This is a genomic window from Methylobacterium sp. NPDC080182, assembly GCF_050281105.1.
GTDB lineage: Bacteria > Pseudomonadota > Alphaproteobacteria > Rhizobiales > Beijerinckiaceae > Methylobacterium.
This window is the reverse complement of sequence record NZ_JBNNWO010000001.1, coordinates 567,502-593,645: the sequence shown is the minus strand read 5'-3', so window position 1 is coordinate 593,645 and position 26,144 is coordinate 567,502. Positions and strand designations below refer to the sequence as shown.

The window sequence follows — 26,144 nt, the reverse complement described above, 5'->3', positions numbered from 1 at the left end:
GCAGGGCCTCAGGCCGCGCGGGTGGCGACCGGATCGGCCACGGAGATCCGGTCCCGTCCGCCATTCTTGGCGGCGTAGAGCGCGGCGTCGGCCCGCTGCATCAGCAGGTCGAACGCGATGCCGGGGCGCGCCTGCGCGATCCCGATACTGACGCTGACGCGCAGGGCCGGAAGCTCGGGAACCGCGAGTTGCGCGAAGGTCTGGCGCAGCTCCTCGGCCCGGGCCAGAGCCTCGGCGGGCGAGACGTCCGGCAGGAGGCACGCGAACTCCTCACCGCCGAGGCGGCCCAGCAGGGCCTCCCGCGGCAGCAGGGTCGACGCCATGGTGCAGAAGCCGATGAGGACCGCGTCGCCGACCCCGTGGCCGAAGCGGTCGTTGACGGCCTTGAACCGGTCGAGGTCGAACAGCAGCAGGGCGGCGTCGCCGTGCCGCGCCATCGCGTCCGCGGCGGCCCTGGCGAAGGCCCGGCGGTTGCGCACGCCCGTCAGCGCGTCGGTGGAGGCGGCGATGCGCTGCTCCCGCTCCGCCCGCTCCTTGACCAGCGCCATGAAGGTGAAGGCCGAGGCGATCGAGAACATCAGGGTGACGAAGCACAGGATCGCCACCCAGTGCGACGCGAGCGGGCTGAGACCCGGCTGCGGGGGCGCCACCAGCGTCGCGGGGATCCGCACGATGTAGAAGCTGCCGTGCAGTCCCAGGATGGTGGCGGCGGCGATCCGGGAGGCGAGCCGCTCGGCGCGACCGCGCCAGATCTCCGCGGCCGCGGCGCAGCAATAGAGCGCCGCGGTCCCCGAGGCGTAGATGATGCGGGCCTCGATCGACGCGTAGAAGGTCGGGATCAGGCACAGGACGCACCAGCCGAGGGCGCCGGCCATGGCGATGCCCACCCGCGGCTCCCGATGCTCGAAGGAGCGGACGCCGCTCCAGATGAGGCCGTAGGCGGCGAGCACCACGGCATTGGCCAAGCCCACCGAGATCAGGTCGGGGATCTGGTTGCGCAGCGCGAGGCCGGCCGATCCGGCCGCGCCCACGAGATGCGCCGCGCCCCAGTAGGCGAGCACCCGGGATTCGGGCGCCTGCCGCCACGAGGCCATGAAGAGCGTGCCGACCAGGAAGGTCGTCGCCGCGCTGACGACCAGCAGGGTGGCGGGATCGAGTTGCACGGACGCCTGTCTATCCTCGACCCGGACGTTAGCCGCCCCCGCCCCGCGTCGCGCCGCACTATGGCCGAGCAACGATACGAGCCGGCAGAGTATATCGCTCTATCTTGCCGGAAGCCACTGTAAGCTAGATTAGAACGACCAACCGGGACGAGGGTGCTAGTACACCGGCATATTCGTCCCGGAGCCTGCCGGGTCTCTCGTGCTGAGTGCCGCAGAGTCGCCGACTCTGACCTCGGCGCGGGCCCGCCCCCGCACGGTCCCGGGACGCCGGGGCCGGAACGCGCGGTGCGGCCCGCCCGTCAGGCGCGGTGGATCACCGGGACCGCGGGCGCGCCCTCCCACTCGGTGTTGGCGGGGATCGACTCGCCCTTCATGACGATGGTGAGCGGGCGCAGCCGGGCGAAATCGCCCACCTTGGTGTCGTAGAGCACGGTCGAGAACGCACCCACCGAGACGCCGCGCCCGACGACGACGCGGCCGATCTTCATGATCCGGTCCTCGTAGAGGTGCGTCTGCAGTGCCGAGACGCGGTTGATCGTGGCGTAGTCGCCGATGGTGACGCAGTCGAACTCGGTGATGTCGGTGGTGAGCATGCAGACGCCCTTGCCGACCTTCACGCCGAACAGCCGGAGCACCCAGGGCAGGAAGGGCGTGCCCTGGAGGTGCTCGAGCAGCACCTTGCCGGCGAGCCCCCAATAGGCCACCGCGATCGCCTCGGTGCGCATCGCCCACCACGACCACATCGGCTGCATGCCGGGCTTGTAGACGCCCATCAGCAGCCACTTCATCGCGATGACCGCCGAGGACTGGATCAGCGCGATGGCGACGCTCGCACCGACGAAGCTGTAAGCCAGACCCCACCAGTCCTGCTCCAGGATGGCCGGGTAGAAGTACCAGTCGATCGCCGTGATCGCGAGGGTAATGTAGAGCATCGGCGAGAACGAGGTCGCGAAGGCCTCGAAGACGCCGCGCCGGATCTTCGGCCACGCGCCGGGCTCGTAGGTCTGGGCGGTCGAGCCGAGATCGACCTTCTGGCGGGCCGGCAGCCGGATCGGCGGCGAGCCGAACCATGTCTCGCCGGGGCTCATCGCGGCGTTCTCGGGCGGCTTCGACTTGATGCCGATGAGAACGTCGTCGGGGATGACGGCGCCGGGCGGCACAACGGCGTCGTTGCCGACGAAGACCCGGGCGCCGGTGCGCACCGGCTCCAGGTGCATCCAGCCGCGCCGGATCTCCTCCTCGCCGTACACCACCTCGTCGGCGATGAAGTTCTTCGCGCCGACCTCGGCGAGGTCGTAGCGGCCCGCGAGGTTGGTCGAGATCTCGGCGCCGTGGCCCATATTGGCGCCCATCAGCCGGTACCAGGCCCGCATGTAGACGGTCGCGAACAGCGACGAGAGCGTCTCCAGGGTGACCTCGACGGCGAGCGCCAGCGACCATTTCCGCAGGTAGAACAGCGAGTGGACCGAGTAGGTGCCGGAGCGGGTCCGCGGCAGCACCACCCAGCGGATGCCGGCGATCAGCAGCACCGTGCCGGCGGTCATCAGCATGGCGGTCGGCCAGGTGAGGATCGGCAGGTACCAGTGGTAGTCGATGTCGGTGATGTCGGAGAGCGAGTCCGAGATCTGGTCGAAGATGAAGAAGGCTGGGAAGATCGGCAGCAGACCCACCGCGGGGATCGCGCCGAGCAGCACCACGTAGGCCGCCATGAACGCCGCGCGGCGCGCGAAGGAGGCCTCGGCGGGCGCGGGCAGTTCCGCGGGGTCGGCCATCCCGACCTTGCGGCCGGGCGAACCGTCCCACCGCTCGGCCGCGCCCACCCGCGAGCCCGTGGGGATCGTGGTGAGGTCGGCGATCTCCGCCTGCGGCCCGATCACCGCGTCGTGGCTGATCACGCAGGAGGTGCCGACCGCCGCGTCCGCGCCGATCTCGACCCTGCCGATGACCAGCTCGTTGCCGACGATCTCCGCGTTGGCGATGACGAGGCGGCCGCCCAGGGACGCGCCGTCCCCGATGGTCAGGAGGTCGGCCGCGCCGATCTCGATGTCGGAGATGAGCGTGTCGCGTCCGACCTTCGCACCCATCAGCCGGAGGTAGACGGCGATCGCGGGCGAGCCCTGGAGCCACTTCACGTGGACGAGGGGCGCCAGCCGCTGCGCGAGCCACCAGCGATAATAGTAGGTGCCCCAGAGCGGGTACCGGCCCGGCTTGGTCCGGCCGAGGATCAGCCACTTGCCGGCGACCGCCGCGACCGCGGTCACGCCGTTGATCGCCACGTAGACGAGGAGCAGCACGCCGAGTTCGGCGAAGAAGCTCAGGCCTCCGCCGGTGAGCAGCAGGTAGGTCACGAACATGCCGAGCCACTGCGCGGTGGCCAGCGCGATCACGAATGGCAGCGCGACGAGCTGCCCGAGGCCGCACAGCGCCCGGCGCAGCAGCGGCGGCGGCGCGAAGCTCAGGTCGCGGGTCGCGGCCCCGGCGCCCATGCCGCCCGTCCGGGCGATGAGCGCGTCGGCCATCGCCCGCACGGTGCGCAGGGCGTAGACGTCCGGCAGCGTGATCCCGGCCAACGGCGGGTTCTCGCGCACCGCCGAGACGAAGCGCGCGGCGAGCAGCGAATGGCCGCCGAGATCGGCGAAGAAGTCGCCCTCGAGGGCGATCGGCTGGTTGCCGAAGATCTGCTTGGCCGCGGCGACCAGGGCCGCCTCGGTCTCGTTGGCGGGCGTCTCCTGCTCGCCGTCGGCGGCGACCACCGTGAGCGGGGCGACCTTGAGTGCCTTGCGATCGACCTTGCCGGACGTGAGTCGGGGCAACGTCTCGGCCACCTCGAAATGGCCGGGCACCATGTAGGGCGGCATCTGCCCGGCGAGGGTCCGGCGGAGGGCGGCGGCGTCGATGGACCGGCCGCGCTCCGGGATCAGGAAGGCGACGAGGCGGTCGACGCCGTCGTCGTTCCGCAGCACGACGGCGGCCTGGTTGATGTCGGGCGCCGCCCGGATCCGGGACTCGATCTCGCCGAGTTCCACGCGGAAGCCGCGGATCTTCACCTGGTCGTCGATCCGGCCGTGGAACACGATCCGGCCGTCGGCGTCGAGGGAGACCGCGTCGCCCGAGCGGTAGAGCACCGGGTCGGTCCCGTCCGACGCGAACGGGTTGGCGATGAACTTCTCCGCCGTCAGCTCGGGACGGGCGAGGTAGCCCCGCGCCACGCCGGGACCGCCGATCAGCAGCTCGCCCTGCTGGTCTCGGCCGAGCAGGGTCAGATCCTCGCCGGCGACGTAGACGGAGTAGTTCGGGATCGGGCCGCCGATGGTCACCGGCTCGCCGGGCCGCATCTCGGCCGCGGTGGCCACCACGGTGGCCTCCGTCGGGCCGTAGGTGTTGAACAGCTGGCGGCCGCCGGTCGCCCAGCGGGCGATCAGCGGCTCGGGCAGCGCCTCGCCGCCGAGCAGGACGAGGCGCACCCGCGGCAGGTCGCCGGAGATCATCGCCAGGAGCGTCGGGACGGTGTCGAGCACCGTGATCTTCTCGGCCTCCAGGATGCCGGGGAGCGATTCCAGGTCGCCCATCATGGCGGGGCTCGCCACGAACAGGGTCGCGCCCACGAGATACGGCACCCAGATCTCCTCCATGGAGAGATCGAAGGCCACCGAGGCGCCCTGGAAGACCACGTCGTCGGCGCGCATTCCGTAGAGGGCGTTCCCGGACCGCAGGAAGTGGCAGATGTTGGCGTGGCTGATGACGATGCCCTTGGGCACGCCGGTCGAGCCCGAGGTGTAGATCAGGTAGGCGGGGTGCTCGGGCGTCAGCCCGGCCGCGCGCGGATCGGGCAGCGGCGCGCCGGCGGGCGTCCCGGAGTCGAGATCGGCGGGCGTCAGGGCCGGGGCGGCGTCGGGCGCCGCCGCGGCGAGCGCCGGGGAGACCAGCAGCGCCTTCGCGCCCGCGTCGGCGAGGCACACGCCCACCCGGTCCGCCGGCGCCTCGGCGTCGAAGGGCAGCCAGGCCGCGCCCGCCATCGTGATGCCGATCTGCGCCACGAGGAGGTCCGGGCCACGGGCCATCCAGAGGCCGACGATGTCACCCGGCCCGATGCCGCGATGGGCGAGGCCGGCGGCGATCCGGCCGGCCCGGGCGGCGACCTCCGCGTAGGTCAGGTGCGGGTGGACGCCCCCGGCGCCGACGCTGGCGCCGTCGACCAGGCAGGGATGATCGGGCCGGGTCTCGGCCGCGTGCAGGAAGATCTCGGCCAGGACCTCGTCGCGGATGAGGTCGGGCCGGTGGTCGCCGCGCAGGATCGCCGCCGCGGCTCCGAGAGGCGCGGGCTCCCCGGCCGTCGGTCCGGGCCGGGTCTTCTCGGCGACGTCGCTCATCCGCTGCTCCGCTGGCCGCCCGCTCGGGCCGGCGCCTGTCCTGGCCGCCGCCCTATAGCCTGCCGATCATGCCGTTATCGAGGCGGCTTTGCACTGCGCCGGCGCACGGGATCAAGCCCAGCGCCAGCCACCGGGCTCGAGGATCAGGACCTCGCCCTGGCGGATGCCCAGGCGGGGCGCCGCGTAGACGTCGAGGTGGCCGAGGGCGACCAGCGCGGCCCGCGCGACGCCGCCATGGGCGACGATGACCGTGTCCCGCTCCAGCCCCGCGATCATCGGCCCGACGCGCTCGACGAGGCCGGCATAGCTCTCCGCGCCGAGGCCGGGCGGGCGGTAGTGCCAGCGGTCCCGGTCGCGGCCGGCGGCCCCGGCCGGGTCGCGGCGGCGGATCTCCGCCCAGGTGGAGCCTTCCCAGCTGCCGAAACCGATCTCCCGCAGGCGCGGGTCGACGCGGTACGCCTCGGGCGGCAGGCCGAGGGCGCCCCGCAGGATCTCCATGGTGCGCCGGGTGCGCTTGAGCGGGCTCGCGACGAAATCGGCCTCTGCCAGGGCCGGCCCCGCCGCGGCGGCGAGGCGCTCCGCCACGGCCGCGGCCTGTGCCTCCCCCTGGGCATTGAGGTCGGTGTCGCGCCCGCCCTGGAGGCGCCCCTCGGCGTTCCAGGCGGTCTGGCCGTGCCGGATGAAGTAGATCGTACCCAACCGTCTCAACCCCGTCCTGCACAGGCGTCCGGAACAGCCTGGACTACCGGCCGTTCTCGCCGGCGGTCGGCAATATCCGGAACTAGGTCCTGCCCCATGTCCAAGAAGCACGGCAAGCATCATCGCGGCCACAAACGCGGTGACGGCATGACAGGTGAGGCCGATCTGCATGGCGCCACCGTGGATCACCGCCCGTCGACGGCCCGCTGGGCCGGCAGCGTCGACAGCGTGGCCGAATCCGTCCCGGCGGCGCTCGGCCGGCACGGGCCGGTACCGATCCGCCCGGCGCCCGGCATCGTGGCGGTCGAACCGGGGGCGCCCTTCGATCTCGGCTCGGTCGATCCCGACGACGTCGGCGGCCTCGAGAAGGACTGGGCCAAGGACGCCCTCGCCCAGGAGCGGGCGCGCATCGTCGCCCTCCAGGAGCGCCTCTACGCGGAGCGCGCCCGGAGCCTCCTGCTGGTGTTCCAGGCGATCGACACGGGCGGCAAGGACGGCACGATCCGGTCGGTGCTCAAGGGGGTGAACCCCCAGGGCTGCGCGGTGGCCTCGTTCAAGGTGCCCTCGAGCGAGGAGCTCGATCACGACTTCCTGTGGCGCTACCACGCCCGGGTGCCGGGGCGCGGCATGATCGGTGTGTTCAACCGCAGCCACTACGAGGACGTGCTCGTCGTGCGGGTGAAAGGCCTCGTGCCGGACGCGGTCTGGCAGAGCCGCTACGGCCGGATCAACGATTTCGAGCGCCTGCTCACCGAGTCGGGCACGACGGTCGTGAAGTTCTTCCTGCACATCTCCAAGGCGGAGCAGAAGCGGCGCCTGGAGGCCCGGATCGCCGACCCCGAGAAGCACTGGAAGTTCGACCCGGCCGACCTGGTCGAGCGGAAATCCTGGGACGCCTACCAGCAGGCCTTCGCGGACGCCCTCGGCCGCTGCTCGACGCCCGAGGCGCCCTGGCTGGTGGTGCCGGCCAACCACAAGTGGTTCCGCAACTACGTGATAGCCCGGACCGTGGCGGATACGCTGGAGGCCATGGACCCGCGATTCCCCGAGGCCGCCAAAGGCATCGCGGATCTGACGGTCCCCGACTGACGCGGGAGAATCCGGGATGCTGGTGGTTCGAGAGGTCGCGGTCTCGGGCTACCGCTCGCTGCGGCGGATCGGCTTCCCGGTCGACGCGCTATCGGTCTTCGTCGGCGGCAACGGCACCGGCAAGACCAACCTCTACCGGGCCCTGGAGTTGCTGCAGGCCGCCGCCCGGGGCACCCTCACCCGCGACCTCGCCGCCGAGGGCGGCATGGACTCCGCCCTCTGGGCCGGCCGCCGGCGGCAGGGCGAGGCCGCACGGATCCGCCTGTCGGCCACCCTGCGCCACGACACGATCGGGCAGGAATTCGTCTACGCCGTCGAGATCGGGCTGGTGCAGCAGGTCGGCGGGACGACTTTCGGTGCCGCCTTCCGGAAGGAGCCGCAGGTCAAGGCCGAGCGCCTGACGGTCCGCACCCGCGGCCGCGCGGCCGTGATCCTCGATCGCGACGGGCGGAGCGGCTTCGTCCGGGACGCGGAGGGCCGCAAGCGCACCCTCGGCGGTGACCTGCTGCCGACCGAGACCGCCCTCGGCAGCCTCCTCGACGCCACCGGCCATCCCGAGATCGCCGTGGTCCGCCTCGCCCTGGCGGGGTGGCGCTTCCACCACGATTTCCGGACGGATGCCGAGTCGCCCCTGCGCCGGCCCTGCCTCGCGGTGACGACGCCGACCCTCGCGTCCGACGGCGCGGACCTCGCCGCCGTCTTCGCCACCCTGGCGCATATCCGGGAGGACACGACCGAGATCGACGAGGCCGTCGACGGCGCCTTCCCGGGCGCGGCGCTCGTGCTGCCGGAGCCGGGCCGTCACGCGCGCTTCGGCCTGCGCTTCCCCGACTTCCCGGGCCGGACCTTCGATCCGCCGGAACTGTCGGACGGCACCCTGCGCTACCTCGCCCTGGCCGGCGCGCTGCTCGGCTACCGGCTGCCGCCGTTCATCGCGCTGAACGAGCCCGAAACCAGCCTGCATCCCGATCTCATGGATCCGCTCGCGCGGCTGATCGCGCGGGCCGCGGAGCGCACGCAGGTCTGGCTCGTCACGCACTCGGAGCGGCTGGCGGCCGGCATCGCGGAGCACGGGAAGGTCCGGCCGCGCACCGTCATCAAGCGCGACGGCGAGACCTGGATCGACGGGCTCACGCTCTCGGGAGAGTTCGACGAGGCGGAAAACGCGTGAGCTACGCCGGGCCGCTCACGCCTCAGGTCCGGGCCGCCGCGACGACCGACCCGTCTCAGTCCTTGTCGAGGGTGAGATCCGGTGCCTCGGGATTCTTCATGCCGACGACGTGGTAGCCGGCATCCACGTGGAGGATCTCGCCGGTCATGCCGGCCGCCATGTCGGAGACGAGGTAGGACGCGGTCTCCCCGACCTCCCCGATCGTCACTGTCCGACGCAGGGGCGCGTTGTACTCGTTCCACTTCAGGATGTAGCGGAAATCGCCGATCCCGGAGGCCGCGAGGGTCTTGATCGGGCCGGCCGAGATGGCGTTGACCCGGATGTTCTTCGGGCCGAGATCGGCCGCGAGGTAGCGCACCGACGCCTCCAGGGCCGCCTTGGCGACGCCCATCACGTTGTAGTGGGGCATCCACTTCTCGGCGCCGTAATAGGTCAGCGTCACCAGCGAGCCGCCCGGGCGCATGATCTTCTCGGCGCGCTGGGCCACGGCGGTGAACGAGTAGCAGGAGACCAGGAGCGACTTGGTGAAGTTGTCCTCGGAGGTCTCGATGTAGCGGCCGGTCAGCTCGTCCTTGTCGGAGAAGGCGACGCAGTGGACGACGAAGTCGATGCCGTCCGGGAAGACCCTGGCGGCCTCCGCGAAGACCGCGTCGATCGTGGCCGCCTCGGTGACGTCGCAGTGCCCGATCACGTGGGCGTCGAGTTCCTTGGCCAGGGGCTCGACACGCTTGCGCAGGGCGTCGCCCTGGTAGGTGAACGCCAGTTCGGCCCCGTGGGCGCGGGCGCTGCGGGCGATGCCCCAGGCGATCGAGCGGTTGTTGGCGACCCCGAGGACGATGCCCCGCTTGCCCGCCAGAAGGCCCTGCCCGTGTTCCGCCATGATCGATCCCGAAGCCGCGCGACCCCTCTCGGGGCCGGGGGGCCTCCTTAGCGGAGGCGGCCCGGCGACGGAAGTCCGGGACGCCGCCGAGCACCTTCATGCGCGCCCCGGTGGCTACGCCGGCGCGTCAGGCCGCGTTGGCCGCCCGGCGGCCGCGGGCGAATTCGGTCAGTGCCGCATCCTCGCCCTCCGGCAGGACGATCGCCGTCGTGGCGAACAGGTCGCCGCGGGTGCCGTCCTTCTTCGGAAGCCCCTTGCCGCGCAGGCGGAAGGTGCGGCCGGAACTCGTCATCGCCGGGATCTTCATCTCGACGGCGCCGGTGAGCGTCGGCACGCGGATCGTGCCGCCGAGCACGGCATCCTCCAGCGGAACGTCGACGCTGGTGCGCAGGTCGGCCCCCTCGACGGTGAAGCGCGGGTGCGGCCGGATCCGGATGGTGAGGAGGGCGTCGCCCGGCTCGGCCCGGAGGCCGCCACTCTGGCCGAGGCCGCGAAGCCGGATGGTCTGGCCGTCGACCACGCCGCGGGGAATCACGACGTCGACCTCGCGGCCCGTGGGCAGGGCGAGGCGCAGCTTCTCCTCGCTGGCGACCTGCTCCAGCGTCACCAGCAGCTCCGCGGCGACGTCCTCGCCCCTGGCCGCTTGACGCTGGCCGCCCGGACCGGCCCCGCCGGCGCGGAAGGCCTCCCCGAAAATGTGCGAGAAGATATCCTCGCCCATTCCGCCACCGCCGCCGCGCTGCGCGCGCGCCATGTTCTCGAAATCGAAATTGCCCCCGCGCCCGCCGCCGAAGCCGCCGAACCCCTCGAAGCCGGTCGCGCGCGGCTTGCCCTCGGCGTCGATCTCGCCGCGGTCGAACTGCTTGCGCTTCTCGGAATCGCCCAGGATCTCGTAGGCCGAATTCGCCTCGGCGAACCGGTCCTTGGCCTTGGCGTCGTTCTTGTTGCGATCGGGGTGGAAGTCCTTGGCGAGCTTGCGATAGGCCTTCTTGATCTCGGCCTCGCTCGCCCCCTTGGCCACGCCCAGCACGTCGTAGGGATTGCGCATGGATCTCTTGGCTGTGCGGTTGCCTGTGCGATGTGGGTACGCAACCGGGATGTGGGATGGATGTTGCATCCCTGCAACGGTTCTGGCGGCGAAAGTCTGCGGGTTCGGGCCGAACGTCAAGCGGCCGATCTCGCCGCGGCTCCGCGCCGGCCCTATCGTCGGACACGGCGCGGAACGGCGCCTCCGGGCCGAGGGCCGCGCCCGTCTGGATCACCTGAAACCGGAGAGCCGATGCACTACGCCTGCGACCACCTCCACCTGCGCAGCCGCGACGCTGTCGCGGCCGCCTCCTTCTACGTCGACACCTTCGGGGCCCGGGAGGTGAAGCGCGTCGGCGCGGACCCGGTGCAGCGCGTCGTGCTCGACCTCGGCGGCCTCGCCGTCTTCATCGAGCAGGCCCCGGACGAGATCGCGCCGGCGACCGCCACGCCCTGCCTCGGAATCGAGCATTTCGGGCTGCGCGTCGCCGACATCGAGGCCGCGATGGCCGATCTCACCGCCCGGGGCGTGCCCGTGCGGACCGGCATCACGGAGCGCGGCCCCGGCCTGCGGATCGCCTTCGTGGAGGGCCCCGACGGGGCGCTGATCGAGATCCTGGAGCGGAAATCCGCCTGATGGCGCCGCGACCCGCGCGCCGCCGCGCCCTTACCGCGGCGCTGATCCTGCTGCTGGCGGCGTCCGGCGGGGCGGCGGCGCGCCCGTTCACGGACGCGGCCGGCCGCACGGTCGAACTCCCCGAACGGGTCGGGCGGGTGCTCGCCGCGGGACCGCCGGCCGCGGTGCTGCTCTACACGCTGGCGCCCGACCTCATGGCCGGCTGGGTGAGCGCCCCGCATCCCGAGGCGCTGCCCTTCCTCGCGCCCCGGACCCGGGCCCTCCCCGCCTACGGCCGCCTGACCGGGCGCGGCGGCACGGCGAACGTCGAGGCGGTGCTGGCCGCCAAACCGGACCTGATCGTGGATTCGGGCAGCCTCGGGCCGACCTACGCGTCGCTCGCCGACCGGGTCCAGGCGCAGACCGGGATCCCCTACATCCTGCTCGACGGCAGCTTCGCGAAGACCCCGGAGGCGTATCGGCAGCTCGGCGCGGCCCTGGGCCGTCAGTCCGACGCGGACGCCCTGGCGGCGGAGGCCCAGAGTCTCGCCGACACGGTGGACCGCGCCGTCGCGACGGTCCCGGAGGACAAGCGGCCGCGGGTCTACTACGCGCGCGGGCCGCGCGGGCTGGAGACGGGGTTCGCCGGCTCGATCAACACCGAGCTGGTCGAGGCCGCCGGCGGCCGCAACGTCGCGCAGGACGGGGGCGGCCGCCTCGGCAACGTCTCGCCCGAGCAGGTTCTCGCCTGGAACCCCGACGTGATCGTCACCCTCGACCCGGCCTTCGCGGCCGGGCTGCGCGCCGACCCGCTGTGGCGGGACGTCCGGGCCGTGCAGACCGGGCGGGTCTACGTGGCGCCGCTCCAGCCTTTCCCGTGGTTCGACGCCCCGCCGGGGGTCAACCGGCTGATCGGCCTGCGCTGGCTGGCGGCCCGGCTTCATCCGGACCTGTTCCCGCAGCCGATGCCCGAGGTGGTGCGCGCCTTCTACGGCCGCTTCTACCATGTCGACCTCGATGCCGGTCAGGCCGACGCCCTCCTCGGCCCGACGCCGCCGGGCGGCCCCCCGGGCCCGGCGCGGTGAGTCGCGTCCCGGCCGCCGCCGAGACGATCCGGGCGCGCAGCCGCCTCCGCCTGCCCGCGGCGCTGCTGGCCGGCCTCGCCCTGCTGACGCTGACCGCCGTCGCGCTGGCGGTCGGCAAGTACCCGGTCGCGCCCGCCGACCTCGCCGCGATCCTCGGGCACCGCCTGCTCGGGCTGCCCCTCCGGGTTCCGGCGACGGCGGAGACGGTCGTGATGCAGGTGCGCCTGCCCCGGGTGATCGCCGCGCTGGTCGTCGGCGCGGCCCTGTCGGCCGCGGGGGCGACCTACCAGGGCCTGTTCCGCAACCCGCTGGTCTCGCCCGACATCCTCGGCGTCTCGGCCGGCGCCGGGCTCGGCGCCGTCCTGGGGATCTATCTCGGCCTGCCGGTGGCACCGATCCAGGCCCTGGCCTTCCTGGGCGGGCTCGGCGCCGTCGCGGCGGTCTACGGCGTCGGCCTCGCCGTGCGGCGGCACGACCCGGTCCTGACGCTGGTCCTCGCCGGCGTCGCGGTCGGCGCGGTGCTCGGGGCGGGCATCTCGCTCCTCAAGGTGCTGGCCGATCCCTACAACCAGCTGCCGGCGATGACCTTCTGGCTCCTCGGCAGCCTGTCCTCGGTCACCCTCGGCGACGTCGCCGCCACCCTGCCGATGCTGCTTCTCGGCCTCGTGCCGCTGGTGCTGCTGCGCTGGCGCATGAACCTGATGAGCCTCGGCGACGCGGAGGCGCGGGCCCTCGGCGTGGAGACGCGGGTGCTGCGGCCCGTCCTGATCGCCGGCGCGACCCTGATCACGGCGGCGGCCGTGGCGATGACCGGGGTCATCGGCTGGATCGGGCTGATCGTGCCGCACGTCGCCCGGCTGCTGGTCGGGCCGGATTACCGCCGCCTGCTGCCCGCCTCGCTGGTCCTCGGGGCGGGCTACCTCGTGCTGGTCGACCTGATCGCCCGCAATCTCGGCACCGTCGAGGTGCCCCTCGGCATCCTGACGGCCCTGGTCGGGGCGCCGTTCTTCCTCTGGCTGCTGGCGTCCGGGCGCCGGGGCTTCAGCTGATGCTGCTCCGGGTCCGGGACCTCGCCTTCGGCTACGGCAGCCGGATCGTCGGCCACGACGTGTCGTTCGACCTCGCCGCCGGCGAGGTGCTGTGCCTCGTCGGGCCGAACGGCGGCGGCAAGACCACGCTGTTCCAGACGCTGCTCGGCCTGCTGCCCGCCCGCGCCGGGCGGTTAATCCTCGACGGCACCGACCTGTCGCGCCTGTCGCGGAAAGCCGTCGCCCGCACCATCGCCGCCGTGCCGCAGGCGCACGCGGCGTACTTCCCGTTCACGGTGCGCGAGGTCGTGGTGATGGGCCGGGCGAGCCGGCTCGGCCCGTTCGCCGCCCCCGGCCCGTCGGACGTCGCGGCCGCCGAGCGGGCGCTGGCCGCGCTCGGGATCGGGCATCTCGCCGATCAGGTCTACACCGAGATCAGCGGCGGCGAGCGCCAGCTCGCGCTGATCGCGCGGGCGCTCAGCGGCGAGCCGCGGCTCCTCGTCATGGACGAGCCGACCGCGAGCCTCGATTTCGGCAACCAGGCCCGCGTCCTCGGGCAGGTCCGCCGCCTCGCCGAGGCCGGCATCGCCGTGCTGTTCTCGACGCACGATCCCGGGCACGCCCTGCTCTGCGCCGACCGCCTCATCGCCCTGCACGCGGGCCGCCTCGTCGCCGACGGACCCGCCGCCGCGACGGTCACGCCGGAGCTGCTGCGCCTGATCTACGGGATCGACGTGGTGGTGGCGCCGGTGCCGGGCCTCGCGGCGCCGGTCTGCGTGCCGGTCGTTGCCTGACGTGGTCGACGGATCGCGGGCCGGTCCCTCACCCGGCGCGCGACAGCGTCTCGACCGGCTCGGTCCGGCGGGGCTCCTCGGCCCGGAAAACCGCGCCGAGCACCGCCTCGCACTGCATCCGCACGCGGGCGTGGCACTCGCAGGCGGCGTTCGAGACCGCCCGGCGGTCGAGGATCGTGATGCGCCCGCGGCCGACCCGGATGAGGCCCTGCTCCTGCAGCACCCGCAGGATCCGCGTGAGGTAGGTCCGCTGGACCCCCAGCATGGAGGCCAGGACCTCGTGCGTGATCGGGAGGGTGTCGCCGCCCGTCCGGTCCTGCAGCGACAGCAGCCAGCGCAGGCAGCGCTGCTCGATCGGGTGCAGGGCGTTGCAGGCCGCGATCTGGAACAGCTGAGCCAGGAAGCAGTCGGCGTAGCGCGCGAACAGGTCGCGGAGCGTCGATGACTCGAGCTCGGCCTGCCGGAGCCGCGCCGCGTCGAGGCGCAAAGCCGCGCCGCCGATCTGCGCCAGCCCGCTGACCGCGGGCGGCAGCCGCCCCTCGCCGATGATCCCGCCGATCGCGCCCTCGTGCCCGACGCTCGCGACCTCGGCCGTCCGGCCGTCCCGCGTGGCGACGATCAGCGCCACGACGGTCTGGTCACGGGGAAAGATGACGTGGCTCGCCGCGGCGCCCGCCGCCAGCGCCGTGTCCCCCTTGGCGAAGGTCACCGGCTCCAGGTGGGGGGCGATCAGGGCGCGATCCGAACCCGGCAGCGCGTCGAGGAGCAGGTTGCCGGTGGAGGCGGCAGAGTCGATCGGCATGGGGGACGGAGAGGTGCGGGAGGAGAGTCTCCCGTCAGGATCCTCTCGGGCTCGCCCGCCGGTGCGCGGGCCCGTCAGCCATACCCCGCGCTCTACGTCCTTGAACTAACCTAGGTTTCGCCGACGCCTTTCATCTACTTGTCCGTGCAGAGCCCCTGCTCGGAGAGCCGCTTGTGCTCGCGCGGGTCGCAGTCGGTCGTCAGGAACGAGGCCCATTCGGACGGGGTGCCGTAGAAGGCGTTGCGGTCGACGTCGCCGCGCACGCCCGGAACCCGGCCCGTGGACGTGAACTGCCACAGCATCCACTTGCGGTTGACGAAGCGCTGCTCCGGCTCGGCCGCGGTGGAGCGCAGCCAGTGCGGGTAATCGGGGAGCTCGCCCTCCAGGACGTCCTTGTGGAACGTGATGTCGGTGTAGATGATCGGGCGCTTGCCGGTGTAGCGCTCCATCTCCTCCAGCATCTCGGTGACCATCGCCAGGGCCTGGGCCTTGGGCAGCTTCTTCGGGCAGGTCTGCGAGTGGCCGTTCCACTCGACGTCGAGGACCGGCGGCAGGGCGGTGGGGTCGTTGGGGACGTTCTTCTTGAACCAGTCCATCTGCTCCCGGGCGGAGCGGCACCAGAACACGAAGTGGTAGGCCCCGCGCGGCACGCCGGCCCGGGCCGCGCCGTCCCAGTTGGTCCGGAAGCGCTCGTCGACGTGGTCGCCGCCCTCGGTGGCCTTGATGAAGGCGAACTGGGTGCCGGCGGCGCGGACCGAGGCCCAGTCGACGTTGCCCTGCCACTTCGAGATATCGATGCCCTGGATCGGGTGAAGCTTGGCCTTGGCCACGCCCGGATGGGGCTTGGCGTCGCCCTTCGTCGGGTAGAAGTCGTTGTTCGACGCGCAGGCGGCGAGGCCGGCCAGGATCGCGGCGGCGGCGAAGCGCCCGGCGAGACGCCGGGCCGGCTTGAGGCGACTGATCAGGCCCCGAGCGAGATCTTCGATCGGTGACCGCGAAGGCGTGTAGATCCGCGACATCAGTGTTTAGCCCGCCACCGAAGATGCGCCACAGACAGGCGTATTCGATGGCCCTGGCGCGGTTAACGGAGCTTTGCGATCATTGCGGCGGAATTCCGGGACGCGTTGCATCCCCGCGACATACGGCGTCGATCCCCGGCTGGTTCACAGGGCCGCATACGGCTAAGTCGCGGTCCCGCAACGCGAGTCCGGACGGGGCACCGTGAGTAAGCAACTCTTTACCATAGGCTATGAAGGCCTCGACTCGGAGCGCCTCGTCGGCGTCCTGCGCTCGGCCGGGGTCGCGGTGCTGGCGGATGTCCGGGCGGTGGCGAACTCGCGCAAGCGCGGCTTCTCGAAGGGCGCACTCGGCACCTCCCTGCGCGAGGCCGGGCTCGGCTACGCGCATCTGCGCAGCCTCGGCACCCCGAAAACCGGCCGGCAGGCGGCGCGGGCCGGGGACGCGGCGCTGATGCGCCGGATCTACTGCGAGGAAGTGCTGGACACCGCTGCCGGGATCGCGGCGCTCGACGAACTCGCCGCGCTCGCCGAGGCGTCGCCGATCTGCCTGCTCTGCTTCGAGCGCGATCCGGCCGGCTGCCACCGGCGCGTGCTGGCCGAGCGCCTCGCGCCGCGGGGCTTCGTGGTCAGCGATCTCTACGGCTGAAGCGTCTCAGCGCCCGGGCAGCGGTCGCGGCTGCGGCTGCGCGCGCATGCCCAGCGCGCCGGCGAGGCGCCGGACCGGGCCGAGGGCGGCCGTCAGTCCCCGCGGCGCGGCCCCGCGGGGCGTGCGCGGCCGGCGCCGGTCGGCGTCGGGCACCGGCTCGACCGGCAGGTACAGCGTGTCGAAGAAGGACATCTCGAGCAGCATGGCGCCGTCGTCGCCGGTGATCACCATCGCGGCCTCCATGAGGCGCGGGTCGCCGCCGTGCTGACGCATCAGCCCCTGCACGATCGTGCGCGCGGTCGACCGGGCGGCCTCGACATCCTCGACCCACTGGGCCGCCGAGGCCGGGAGTGAGGCGTTGCCGAGGCGGATGGTGAAGTGCGCGCGGACCATGGAGCGCTCCTGGGAGGGGACCGGCGGGGCGCCGCCGGCAACGGGTGTCAGGCGGCCTGGGCGTCGTCGACCGCTTCGGCGACGCTCGCGCCGTCGGCCTCGGATCTCTCGGCCGCGGATTTCGGATCGAAGGCGTCCGCGAGCAGGCCGAGGCGCCGCGCCATGTCCCGCACCTCGTTGAGGGCGATCGACTTCTGGCCTTCCTTCACCGCCCGCGTGATGTCGCTGACCTGGGTGGTGGCGATCCGCTTCAGTTCGTCGGCGAGCTGCTGGCTGGTCATCATCGCATCCGGACTCGGCTTGTCGGGCTGAGCCGGGACCGTGGGGCGGCGGGGCTTACCAAGGCGTTTCGCCGGGGATCGACGCCTGTGGACAAGCTTGGGGATCCGCGGCCGGCGCAACCCTGCCGACCGGCCTCCGCGCGGGCTCAATCCTGCAGGTGCCGCGCCGCGATGATCGAGGCGGCCGTGCGGTTCTCCACGCCGAGCTTCGCGTAGATGCTCTCGAGGTGCTTCGTCACGGTCCGGTGGCTGAGCCCGAGGATCTCGCCGATGTCGCGGCTCGACTTGCCCCGGGACAGCCAGAGGAGGACCTCCGCCTCGCGCCCGGTGACCGGCAGGCGCACCCGCAGCCGCTCGACCCCCGCCGACAGCGCGTCGCGCGACAGGCGGAGCAGGATCTCGTCCGGGGTGCGGCCGATGAAGCTCAGGGCGTAGGCGACGCCGTCGCGATCGGTCAGCGCGAGGGGCTGGGCGGCGCCGGCGAGGCAACCGCGCAGCCACTCGCGGGCGCCGGCGGGCAGCGCGGGGGCGCCGGAGGGTACCGCGCCGAGCCCGGCGAGCAGGCGTCCGGCCTGCGGGGTCGACCACAGGATCGTGCCATCCTCGGCGACCGCGAACAGGGTCCGCCCGGCCGTGTCGAGGGCGGTCCGGGCGCTCTGCGCGGCGCGGGCGCTCGCGAGATGCACGCGGATCCGGGCCAGGATCTCGTCGGGGGCGATGGGCTTCGTGACGTAGTCGATCCCGCCGGCGGAGAGCCCCTTCACGATGTGCTCGGTCTCGCTCAGCCCGGTCATGAAGATCACCGGAACGCCGGCGAGCTGCGGCTTGGCCTTGAGCCGCCGGCAGGTCTCGAACCCGTCGAGGCCCGGCATCACCGCGTCGAGGAGGATCACGTCGGGGGTGATCTCGTCCACCAGGGTCAGGGCGAGGTCGCCGCCGACCGCGACCAGCACGGTGGCGCCGGACCGCTCGATCGCCTCGGTGAGGAAGCTCAGCGTGTCGGGCGAATCGTCGATCACCAGGACGATGTCCCGGTGCGGCCGGACCTTCGGCGCCTCAGTCATGGCGGGCGAGTTCCTGCAGGACCGCGAGGTAGCGGCGAAGGTCGTATCCCTCGACGAGCCCGCGCATCCGGGCGACGAAAGCGGGCGGCACGGTCGGGTCCTGCTCCATCTGGGTCAGCTTGGCCTCGATGGCGCGGATATGCCCGATCCGGCCGAGGCGCAGGAGCTCGCCGACATGCTCGGGCCCCGGCCCCGGGACGTCCGCCGTGGCCGCGGCCGCCCCGGACCGCCCCGGCGCGGCGCCCTCGGTCCATTCGAGGTGCAGGAGCTTGCCGATCCGCTCCATCACGTCGCGCAGGTCGAAGGGCTTGGCGAAGATCGCGTCGTGCGGGGCGTCGTCGCCCCGGGTCGGGCTGATCTCGTGGACGTTGGCGGACATCATGGCGATCGGGCCGGTATGCCCGGCCTGCCGCAGGGCCGCCGCCGCCGCCCAGCCGCTCATCCCGGGCATCGCGATGTCGAGGAGGACGAGGTCGACGCCGCCTTGCGCGACCGTCGCGAGGCACTCGGATCCGGAGCCGGCCTCCCGCACGGAGATGCCCTGCGGCTCCAGGATCGCCCGCATCAGCGCGCGGTGAGCGCTGTCGTCGTCGGCGACCAGAACGGTGCGGCGCGCGCCCGCGTAGGCCCGCTCCGGGGGTGCGGCCGGCGCGGCCGGGGCGATCGGCGCGGGCTGGGCCACGGAGGCCAGCATCAGGCGCAGCCGCGCCTGCGTGCCGCCGCCGGGGGCGGCGGTCACGGTGATCTCGCCGCCCAGGAGCTGCGCCAGCAGGTTGGCGATGGTGAGCCCGAGCCCGGTCCCCGGCGTGCTGCGGGCGGCCGGGGTCGAGCCGCGCTCGAACGGCTCGAAGATCCGCGCGAGGTCCGCCTCCGGGATGCCCGGCCCGGTATCGCGGATCGTGAACACCGCGATCTGGCTCCGGTAGCTGAGGTCCAGCGAGACGGTGCCGGCTTCCGTGAACTTGATGGCGTTCGACAGGAGATTGAGCAGCACCTGTCGCAGGCGCTTCTCGTCGGTGGCGACCACCGCCGGCAGGATCTCGGGCCGTGAGAACCGGAACTCCAGTCCGGCCTCCCGCGCCTGGAGGCGGACCATGTCGACCAGCTGGTCGAGGAAGTCGGTCAGCCGGACCTCGTCGCGGTGGATCTGGAGGCGCCCGGCCTCCATGCGCGAGATGTCGAGGAGGCCGTCGATCAGGCCCGACAGGTGCTGGGCGCTGCGCCGGATCACCCGCAGGCCGTTGACCCGGTGGGCCGGGATCGCCGGGTCGGATTCGAGGAGCTGAGCGTAGCCGAGCACCGTGGAGAGCGGCGTTCGCAGCTCGTGGCTGATCCCGACCACGTAGCGGCTCTTGGCCTGGTTGGCGGCCTCGGCCCGCTCCTTGGCCTCCTGCAGCTTGGCGTCGGTGATCTTATGGGCGGCGATCTCGGCCTGGTAGAGCGCGGTCTGGCGCATCGTCTCGGCCTGGGCGACGCGCCGGCTCTCCTGGGCGAGCACGAACAGCCACGCCACGACGCCGAGGATCACCACCAGGGTGAAGAACACGCTGGTCAGCGCCGTGCGCAGGAACGCGCGATTCTCCGGGTGGGCGATCGTCGCGCCCGCGTGCACGATGCCGAGGATCAGGCCGATCACCGCGCAGAGCGTCAGCATCACCGCGAGGTAGCGGCCCAGCGGCGCGCCGATCCAGGCAGCGGTGCGGCCCGGCAGGATCCGCGCGACGGCGGCCTGCGCCTGCACCTCCAGGCGCCCGTGGGGCTTGCACAGGTCGCCGCAGCGGGCGTCGAGCGAGCAGCAGAGGGAGCAGATCGGGGCGTCGTAGGCCGGGCAATGGGCCATGTCCTCGCCCTCGAAGGGCAGCTCGCAGACCCGGCAGACCACCTCGGCCGCGCCCCAATCCCGCTTCGGGACCCGCGCCAGGTACCAGCGCCCCGCCGTCGCCCAGGCGATCGCCGGCGCGGCGCAGAACGCGATCGCCAGGGTCAGCAACGGCGCGAAGGGCTGCAGGGTCGCGCCGAGCCAGCCGACATAGGCCGCGCCCCCGGCCGCGAGGGCCAGCGCCATGGCGCCGGTGCCGACGGGGTTCACCGCGTAGAGATGGGCGCGCTTGAACTCGATGCCCGGGGGCGAGAGGCCGAGCGGCTTGTTGACCGCGAGGTCGGCGGCGAGCGCGCCGACCCAGGCCGAGACCACGGAGGCGTAGAGCGGCAGCGTGCTCTCGATGGTCTTGTCGATGCCGAGCTCCATCAGGAGCACCGCGATGGCGACGTTGAACACGAGCCAGACCACCCGTCCCGGATGGCTGTGGGTCAGGCGCGAGAAGAAGTTCGACCACGCGATCGAGCCGGCATAGGCGTTGGTCAGGTTGATCTTGAGCTGCGACACGAGGACGAACAGCCCGGTGAGCAGCAGCGCCGCCCGGCTCCCCTCCCCCGTCAGGTAGCCGAAGGCCACCGCGTACATGCGGGTCGGCTCGGCGGCGTGCTCGGCGGGGACGCCGTGCCCCAGCGCAAGGACCGCCAGCGCGGCGCCGAGCAGGATCTTCAGCATCCCGGGCAGGATCCAGCCGGCGCCGCCCGAGAGGACGGCGAGCCACCAGCGGCGGTCGCGCGGGCCCCGCGGCTCCGGCACGAAGCGCAGGAAGTCGACTTGCTCGCCGACCTGGGCGAGCAGCGCCAGCAGGACGCCGGTGGCGAGACCGAAGCGCGCGAGGTCGAAGCCGCTCCCGCCGCCGTCGAGCCCCGGGTAGCCGGCGAGCGCCCGCAGCGGCCCCGCGCCCTGCGCCGCCACGAAGATCAGCGGCAGCAGGCTCAACCCGATCCAGATCGGCTGCGTCCAGATCTGGAACCGGCTGATCAGCCGGATCCCGTAGACGACCAGGGGAATCACCGCCCCGGCGCAGAGCAGGTAGCCGACGCCGAGCGGCAGCCCGAAGCAGAGCTGCAGCGCCAGCGCCATGATCGCCGCCTCGATGGCGAAGAACAGGAAGGTGAAGCTCGCGTAGATCAGCGAGGTGACGGTCGAGCCGAGATAGCCGAAGCCGGCGCCTCGGGTGAGCAGGTCCATGTCGACGCCGTAGCGGGCGGCGTAGACCGTGATCGGCGCCGCCGTGGCGAAGATGATCAGGCCGACGACCAGCACGGCCGCCACCGTGTTGGGAAATCCCGCTGTGAGCGCCAGCGTCCCGCCGATCGCCTCCAGCGCGAGGAACGAGATCGAGCCGAGGGCCGTCTGCGCCACCTCAAGGCTCGACCAGCGCCGCGCCTTCTTGGCGGTGAAGCGGAGGGCGTAATCCTCCAGTGTCTCGTCGGCGACGAAGCGGTTGTAGTCCCGGCGGATGGGGATGATGCGCTGCGGACCGCTCATCGGGCCCCGGCCGGGACGATCAGCCCGTCGTGCCCGGGCAGCGTCGCGCACGGGCGGCCGCGCGACGCGCGCGCGCGCGAAAGACCGGGCACCGGAGCGGTGCTCCCACTATTCGCGCTCTCAGCCACCCCGACCTCAAAGTATTCCGCCGCGATGGTGCGGCGCATGCAAGACCACGGCCATACGCAAAATCGCGTATAGGCCGCACTGCAACCCAGGACCTAGCCTGCGCTCGTCGATCCGGGCCGCCTCTCAAGGCCCGGACGCGAACAGGGTCAGGCACATGGCAGACGACACCGAGACCGGCGCCGATCACGGCTTGCGCTCCCCGCTGCGGCGCAGGCTGCTCATGGGATTGGCCGGCGCCCCGGCGCTGGCGCTGTTGCCGCGCACCGCCTGGGCGGCGCCGCCGACCGCGGCGGTCAACACCACGGGCCTCGCGGTGACCGACAGCGAGGTGACGGTCGGCATCCTGCACTCGGTCACCGGCACCATGGCGATCTCGGAGACGGGCGCGCAGGAAGCGGAGAAGCTGGCGATCCAGCAGATCAACGACGCCGGCGGCGTGCTCGGCCGCAAGATCAAGATCATCCAGGAGGACGGCGCCTCCGACTGGCCGACCTTCGCCGAGAAGGCCAAGAAGCTCCTCGTCAACGACCACTGCGCCGCCGTGATGGGCTGCTGGACCTCGGCCTCGCGCAAGGCGGTGCTGCCGGTCTTCGAGCAGTACAACGGCCTGCTGTACTATCCGACCTTCTACGAGGGCCTGGAGCAGTCGAAGAACGTCTTCTACACCGGCCAGGAGGCCACGCAGCAGATCCTCGCCGGCCTCGACTGGGTCCACAAGGAGAAGGGCGGCGACAGCTTCTACTTCATCGGCTCCGACTACATCTGGCCGCGCACCTCCAACAAGATCGCCCGCAAGCACGTGGAGAACGTGCTCAAGGGCAAGGTCGTCGGCGAGGAGTACTTCCCCCTCGGCCACACGCAGTTCAACTCGGTCATCAACAAGATCAAGCTCACCAAGCCCAAGGTGATCTTCGCCGACGTGGTCGGCGGCTCGAACGTGGCGTTCTACAAGCAGCTCAAGGCGGCGGGCATCGACCTGTCGAAGCAGGTGCTGATGACGATCTCGGTCACCGAGGACGAGATCGACGGCATCGGCGGCGAGAACATCGCCGGGGCCTACGCCTGCATGAAGTACTTCGAGTCGATCCAGAACGAGAACAACAAGGCGTTCGTGGCCGCGTTCAAGAAGATGTGGGGCGAGAAGACGGTCATCGGCGACGTGACGCAGGCGGCCTATCTCGGCCCGTTCCTGTGGAAGATGGCCTGCGAGAAGGCCGGCTCGTTCGACGTCGACAAGGTGGTGGCGGCCTCGCCCGGGATCGAGTTCAAGGGCGCGCCGGAAGGCTACGTGAAGATCGACGAGAACCACCACCTCTGGTCGAAGACGCGGGTCGGCCGGGCCAAGCCCGACGGCCAGTTCGAGATCGTCTACACCAGTCCCGAGCTGATCAAGCCCGACCCGTTCCCCAAGGGGTACCAGTAGTCACCTCGTTCGGAGGGGCGAATTCGCCCCTCCCCAGCGTCATCGCGAGCGCAGCGAAGCGACCCAGGGCAGCGAGACTTTCCGGGACGTAGTGCGACCCTGGATTGCTTCGCTCCGCTCGCAAAGACGGTTCCGTCTGTCCCAGGGGCCGTGACGATCCGGCACGAACCACATTCGCTTTGCGGAAGACCGAAACCATGCTCGGCGACTACTCCCTCGGCGACCTCGGCGCGATCTTCGCCATGCAGGGCTTCGCAGGCCTGATCCTGTTCTCCGTCTACCTGCTGATGGCGCTGGGGCTCGCGATCATCTTCGGGCAGATGGGCGTGATCAACATGGCCCACGGGGAGTTCATGATCCTCGGCGCCTACGTCACCTATCTCTGCTCGACCTTCTTCCAGACCTACCTGCCGGCGCTGTTCCCGATCTACTTCTTCATCGCGATGGGCTTGGCGTTCCTCGCCTCCGGGGCTCTGGGCATGCTGGTGGAATGGGGCCTGATCCGGTTCCTCTACAAGCGCCCGCTCGACACGCTGCTCGCCACCTGGGGCCTGTCGCTGATCCTCCAGCAGGCCTACCGGTCGATCTTCGGCGCACGCGAGGTCGGCGTCGAATTGCCGTCCTGGCTGATCGGCTCGGTGCAGGTCACCGACACGATCGAGATCCCGATCAACGGCCTGTTCGTCATGGCCGTCACCATCCTGATCACCGTCAGCGTCGCGCTGCTGATCTTCCGCTCGCGCTTCGGCCAGCAGGTCCGCGCCGTGATGTCGAACCGCGCCATGGCGGGGGCGGTCGGCATCGATACCGAGAAGGTCGACCGCTACACGTTCGGCCTCGGCTGCGGCATCGCGGGCATCGCCGGCTCGGCCTTCACGATGATCGGCTCGACCGGGCCGACCTCCGGCCAGCTCTACATCGTCGACACCTTCCTGATCGTCGTGTTCGGCGGGGCCGCGAGCCTGCTCGGCACCATCGCGTCGGCCTTCTCGATCTCCCAGACGCAGTCGACCCTCGAGTTCTTCCTCTCCGGCTCGATGGCCAAGGTCATCACCCTGCTCGCGGTGGTCGGCATCCTGATGCTGAGGCCGCAGGGCCTCTTCACCCTCAAGGTCCGGCGCTGAGGATTTTCGACCATGACGAACCCGGTCCAGACCCTCACCAAATCCGTCACCGTCAACGATAACCCGTTCATGAAGCCGGTGGAGTGGCTGAGCCTGCTCCTCCTGGCCGGGGTGATCCTGGTCGTCCTGCCGCTGGCGCTCGACAGCTTCCGCCTCAACCTCGTCGGCAAGTACCTCACCTACGCCTTCGTCGCCCTCGGACTGGTGATCTGCTGGGGCTACGCGGGTATCCTCTCCCTCGGCCAGGGCGTCTTTTTCGGATTGGGCGGCTACGGCATGGCGATGTACTTGAAGCTGGAAGCTTCGAGCATCGAGAATACGAAAATCCAGTCGACTCCCGGCATCCCGGACTTCATGGACTGGAATCAGATCACCGCCCTCCCCTGGTTCTGGCAGCCGTTCAAGAGCCTGCCGCTGACGCTGATCCTGGCGGTCGCCGTCCCGGTCCTGTTCGCGATGCTGATCTCCTTCGCGATGTTCAAGCGCCGGGTCGGCGGCACCTACTTCGCCATCATCACCCAGGCGATCGCCGCGATCCTGACCATCCTGATCGTCGGCCAGCAGGGCTACACCGGCGGCATCAACGGCATCACCGACCTGCGCACCCTCCACGGCTGGGACATCCGCACCGACTCGGCGAAGTTCATCCTGTACTTCGTCAACGGCGGCCTGCTGATCGCCTGCATCCTGGCGGCGCAGTACGTGAAGAAGTCGAAGCTCGGCCGCATCCTCGTCGCCATGCGCGACAAGGAGGACCGGGTCCGGTTCTCCGGCTACTCGGTGGCGGGCTTCAAGGTCTTCGCCTTCTGCTTCGCCGCCGGGTTGGCGGCGATCGGCGGCGCGATGTTCACCCTGCAGGTCGGGTTCATGTCGCCCTCCTTCGTGGGCATCGTCCCCTCGATCGAGATGGTGATCTACGCCGCGGTCGGCGGGCGCCTGTCGCTGTTCGGCGCGGTCTGGGGCACGCTCTTGGTCAACTGGGCCAAGACCAGCTTCTCCGAGAGTTTTCCGGACCTCTGGCTGTTCGGCCTCGGCGCCCTGTTCATCGCCGTGGTGCTGGCCTTCCCGAACGGCCTCGCGGGGATCTGGCGGGAGCACATCGAGCCCCGCCTCACCCGCCGCGCCAAGAGCCTGCAGGCGCCCGCGCCCGCCATCGCCCCCCACGGCGCCCCGGCCGAGTGAGTCCCCCATGAACGCCGCGATCCTCTCCTCCCCCGTGGTCGGCGCCGAGGCGGCCCCGCCCGACTACCTCCTCGCCGTCGAGGCGCTCACGGTCTCGTTCGACGGGTTCAAGGCGGTGAACGACGTGTCGTTCTACGTCGACCCGGACGAGATCCGGGTGATCATCGGCCCGAACGGCGCCGGCAAGACCACGGTCCTCGACCTGATCTGCGGGCGCACAAAGGCCAGCGGCGGCTCGATCAAGTACAAGGGCCAGGAGCTGACCAAGCTCTCCGAGAGCGCGATCGTGCAGGCCGGCGTCGGCCGCAAGTTCCAGACGCCGTCGATCTACGACGACCTGACGGTGTTCGAGAACCTGGAGATCTCGTTCCCCCGCGGCCGCTCGGTCTTCGGCGCCCTCACGTTCAAGCGGGACGCGGAGGTCCGCGACCGGATCCACAGCATCGCCGAGACCATCTTCCTGAAGGACCAGCTGAAGGAGCGGGCCGAGTTCCTGAGCCACGGCCAGAAGCAGTGGCTGGAGATCGGCATGCTGCTGATCCAGGACCCGGAGCTGCTGATGCTCGACGAGCCGGTCGCCGGGATGAGCGTCGGCGAGCGGATCAAGACCGCCGAGCTGCTCAACCAGATCATCAAGGGCCGCTCGGTGCTGGTGATCGAGCACGACATGAAGTTCGTCGAGGACATCGCCCACCGGGTGACCGTCCTGCACCAGGGCAAGGTGCTCTCCGAAGGTTCGATGGAGCGGGTCAAGAACGACCCGAAGGTCATCGAAGTGTATCTGGGACATTGA

At 71.4% G+C, this 26,144-nt stretch carries 22 protein-coding genes; 11 read left to right on the top strand and 11 right to left on the bottom strand.

The annotated features are described in order from the left end of the window. Positions 1 to 8: 8 nt before the first annotated feature. From ACQKQD_RS02945 to ACQKQD_RS02935, 3 genes are all read right to left on the bottom strand, one after another. Positions 9 to 1,163 (bottom strand): GGDEF domain-containing protein, encoded by a 1,155-nt coding sequence (locus ACQKQD_RS02945; protein WP_020092946.1) that lies wholly within the window; start codon positions 1,161 to 1,163, stop codon positions 9 to 11. A gap of 299 nt (positions 1,164 to 1,462) precedes the next feature. Then, positions 1,463 to 5,533, bottom strand: a complete 4,071-nt coding sequence (locus ACQKQD_RS02940) for a Pls/PosA family non-ribosomal peptide synthetase (protein WP_427507435.1) — start codon at positions 5,531 to 5,533, stop codon at positions 1,463 to 1,465. Between the two features lie 111 nt (positions 5,534 to 5,644). Next, a complete protein-coding gene (locus tag ACQKQD_RS02935) occupies positions 5,645 to 6,232 on the bottom strand; it encodes a histidine phosphatase family protein (protein WP_020092948.1) in 588 nt (195 codons plus the stop codon). A 96-nt stretch (positions 6,233 to 6,328) separates the two neighbouring features. On the opposite strand from ACQKQD_RS02935, the gene ACQKQD_RS02930 reads away from it, so the two are divergent. Then, positions 6,329 to 7,321, top strand: coding sequence for a polyphosphate kinase 2 family protein (locus ACQKQD_RS02930; RefSeq protein ID WP_132366066.1), 993 nt, complete (start codon positions 6,329 to 6,331; stop codon positions 7,319 to 7,321). A gap of 16 nt (positions 7,322 to 7,337) precedes the next feature. After that, the gene (locus ACQKQD_RS02925; RefSeq protein WP_427507434.1) at positions 7,338 to 8,492 is read left to right on the top strand and encodes an AAA family ATPase; all 1,155 of its coding nucleotides are present in this window, start codon (positions 7,338 to 7,340) and stop codon (positions 8,490 to 8,492) included. A gap of 55 nt (positions 8,493 to 8,547) precedes the next feature. Here the strand turns inward: ACQKQD_RS02925 and fabI are convergent, their stop codons facing one another. Together fabI and ACQKQD_RS02915 are read right to left on the bottom strand one after the other, a co-directional pair. After that, on the bottom strand, positions 8,548 to 9,372 hold the full coding sequence (fabI, locus tag ACQKQD_RS02920; RefSeq protein ID WP_020092951.1) for an enoyl-ACP reductase FabI: 825 nt from the start codon (positions 9,370 to 9,372) through the stop codon (positions 8,548 to 8,550). A gap of 127 nt (positions 9,373 to 9,499) precedes the next feature. Then, the gene (locus tag ACQKQD_RS02915; protein ID WP_056531888.1) at positions 9,500 to 10,420 is read right to left on the bottom strand and encodes a DnaJ C-terminal domain-containing protein; all 921 of its coding nucleotides are present in this window, start codon (positions 10,418 to 10,420) and stop codon (positions 9,500 to 9,502) included. A gap of 231 nt (positions 10,421 to 10,651) precedes the next feature. On the opposite strand from ACQKQD_RS02915, the gene ACQKQD_RS02910 reads away from it, so the two are divergent. The 4 genes from ACQKQD_RS02910 to ACQKQD_RS02895 are packed head-to-tail and all read left to right on the top strand — an operon-like array spanning position 10,652 to position 13,921. Continuing rightward, the gene (locus ACQKQD_RS02910; protein ID WP_091678973.1) at positions 10,652 to 11,035 is read left to right on the top strand and encodes a VOC family protein; all 384 of its coding nucleotides are present in this window, start codon (positions 10,652 to 10,654) and stop codon (positions 11,033 to 11,035) included. Further along, positions 11,035 to 12,099: an iron ABC transporter substrate-binding protein gene (locus tag ACQKQD_RS02905; protein WP_427507433.1), complete on the top strand. Its 1,065-nt coding sequence runs from the start codon at positions 11,035 to 11,037 to the stop codon at positions 12,097 to 12,099. Before ACQKQD_RS02910 ends, ACQKQD_RS02905 begins: the two co-directional genes overlap by 1 nt. Beyond that, positions 12,096 to 13,148, top strand: a complete 1,053-nt coding sequence (locus ACQKQD_RS02900) for a FecCD family ABC transporter permease (protein ID WP_427507432.1) — start codon at positions 12,096 to 12,098, stop codon at positions 13,146 to 13,148. The genes ACQKQD_RS02905 and ACQKQD_RS02900 overlap by 4 nt, the downstream gene beginning before the upstream one ends. Next, positions 13,148 to 13,921, top strand: coding sequence for an ABC transporter ATP-binding protein (locus tag ACQKQD_RS02895; RefSeq protein ID WP_427507431.1), 774 nt, complete (start codon positions 13,148 to 13,150; stop codon positions 13,919 to 13,921). The genes ACQKQD_RS02900 and ACQKQD_RS02895 overlap by 1 nt, the downstream gene beginning before the upstream one ends. A 28-nt stretch (positions 13,922 to 13,949) precedes the next feature. Here ACQKQD_RS02895 and ACQKQD_RS02890 read toward each other — a convergent pair whose 3' ends face one another. After that, entirely contained in the window at positions 13,950 to 14,723 is a 774-nt protein-coding gene (locus ACQKQD_RS02890; protein ID WP_427507430.1) for a Crp/Fnr family transcriptional regulator, read from the bottom strand. A gap of 134 nt (positions 14,724 to 14,857) precedes the next feature. Beyond that, the gene (locus tag ACQKQD_RS02885) at positions 14,858 to 15,742 is read right to left on the bottom strand and encodes a glycoside hydrolase family 25 protein (RefSeq protein ID WP_020092958.1); all 885 of its coding nucleotides are present in this window, start codon (positions 15,740 to 15,742) and stop codon (positions 14,858 to 14,860) included. A 202-nt stretch (positions 15,743 to 15,944) separates the two neighbouring features. Here ACQKQD_RS02885 and ACQKQD_RS02880 point away from each other — a divergent pair, with 202 nt between their 5' ends. Then, on the top strand, positions 15,945 to 16,388 hold the full coding sequence (locus ACQKQD_RS02880) for a DUF488 family protein (RefSeq protein WP_427507429.1): 444 nt from the start codon (positions 15,945 to 15,947) through the stop codon (positions 16,386 to 16,388). A 6-nt stretch (positions 16,389 to 16,394) separates the two neighbouring features. Here ACQKQD_RS02880 and ACQKQD_RS02875 read toward each other — a convergent pair whose 3' ends face one another. The 4 genes from ACQKQD_RS02875 to ACQKQD_RS02860 form a co-directional block, all read right to left on the bottom strand. Then, positions 16,395 to 16,781, bottom strand: coding sequence for a catalase (locus ACQKQD_RS02875; protein ID WP_427507428.1), 387 nt, complete (start codon positions 16,779 to 16,781; stop codon positions 16,395 to 16,397). Between the two features lie 47 nt (positions 16,782 to 16,828). Then, entirely contained in the window at positions 16,829 to 17,065 is a 237-nt protein-coding gene (locus tag ACQKQD_RS02870; RefSeq protein ID WP_020092961.1) for a hypothetical protein, read from the bottom strand. 143 nt (positions 17,066 to 17,208) lie between these two features. Continuing rightward, positions 17,209 to 18,126: a DNA-binding response regulator gene (locus tag ACQKQD_RS02865; protein ID WP_427507427.1), complete on the bottom strand. Its 918-nt coding sequence runs from the start codon at positions 18,124 to 18,126 to the stop codon at positions 17,209 to 17,211. After that, positions 18,119 to 21,493, bottom strand: coding sequence for a hybrid sensor histidine kinase/response regulator (locus ACQKQD_RS02860; protein ID WP_427507426.1), 3,375 nt, complete (start codon positions 21,491 to 21,493; stop codon positions 18,119 to 18,121). Before ACQKQD_RS02860 ends, ACQKQD_RS02865 begins: the two co-directional genes overlap by 8 nt. 283 nt (positions 21,494 to 21,776) lie before the next feature. Here ACQKQD_RS02860 and urtA point away from each other — a divergent pair, with 283 nt between their 5' ends. The 4 genes from urtA to urtD all read left to right on the top strand — a co-directional run bounded on the left by urtA (position 21,777) and on the right by urtD (position 26,144). After that, complete coding sequence (urtA, locus tag ACQKQD_RS02855) at positions 21,777 to 23,045, top strand: urea ABC transporter substrate-binding protein (protein ID WP_042669481.1); 1,269 nt, start codon at positions 21,777 to 21,779, stop codon at positions 23,043 to 23,045. A gap of 197 nt (positions 23,046 to 23,242) precedes the next feature. Continuing rightward, positions 23,243 to 24,169 (top strand): urea ABC transporter permease subunit UrtB, encoded by a 927-nt coding sequence (urtB, locus tag ACQKQD_RS02850; RefSeq protein WP_012322399.1) that lies wholly within the window; start codon positions 23,243 to 23,245, stop codon positions 24,167 to 24,169. A gap of 12 nt (positions 24,170 to 24,181) precedes the next feature. Next, complete coding sequence (gene urtC, locus ACQKQD_RS02845) at positions 24,182 to 25,351, top strand: urea ABC transporter permease subunit UrtC (protein ID WP_427507425.1); 1,170 nt, start codon at positions 24,182 to 24,184, stop codon at positions 25,349 to 25,351. A 7-nt stretch (positions 25,352 to 25,358) separates the two neighbouring features. Next, on the top strand, positions 25,359 to 26,144 hold the full coding sequence (urtD, locus tag ACQKQD_RS02840) for an urea ABC transporter ATP-binding protein UrtD (RefSeq protein ID WP_427507424.1): 786 nt from the start codon (positions 25,359 to 25,361) through the stop codon (positions 26,142 to 26,144).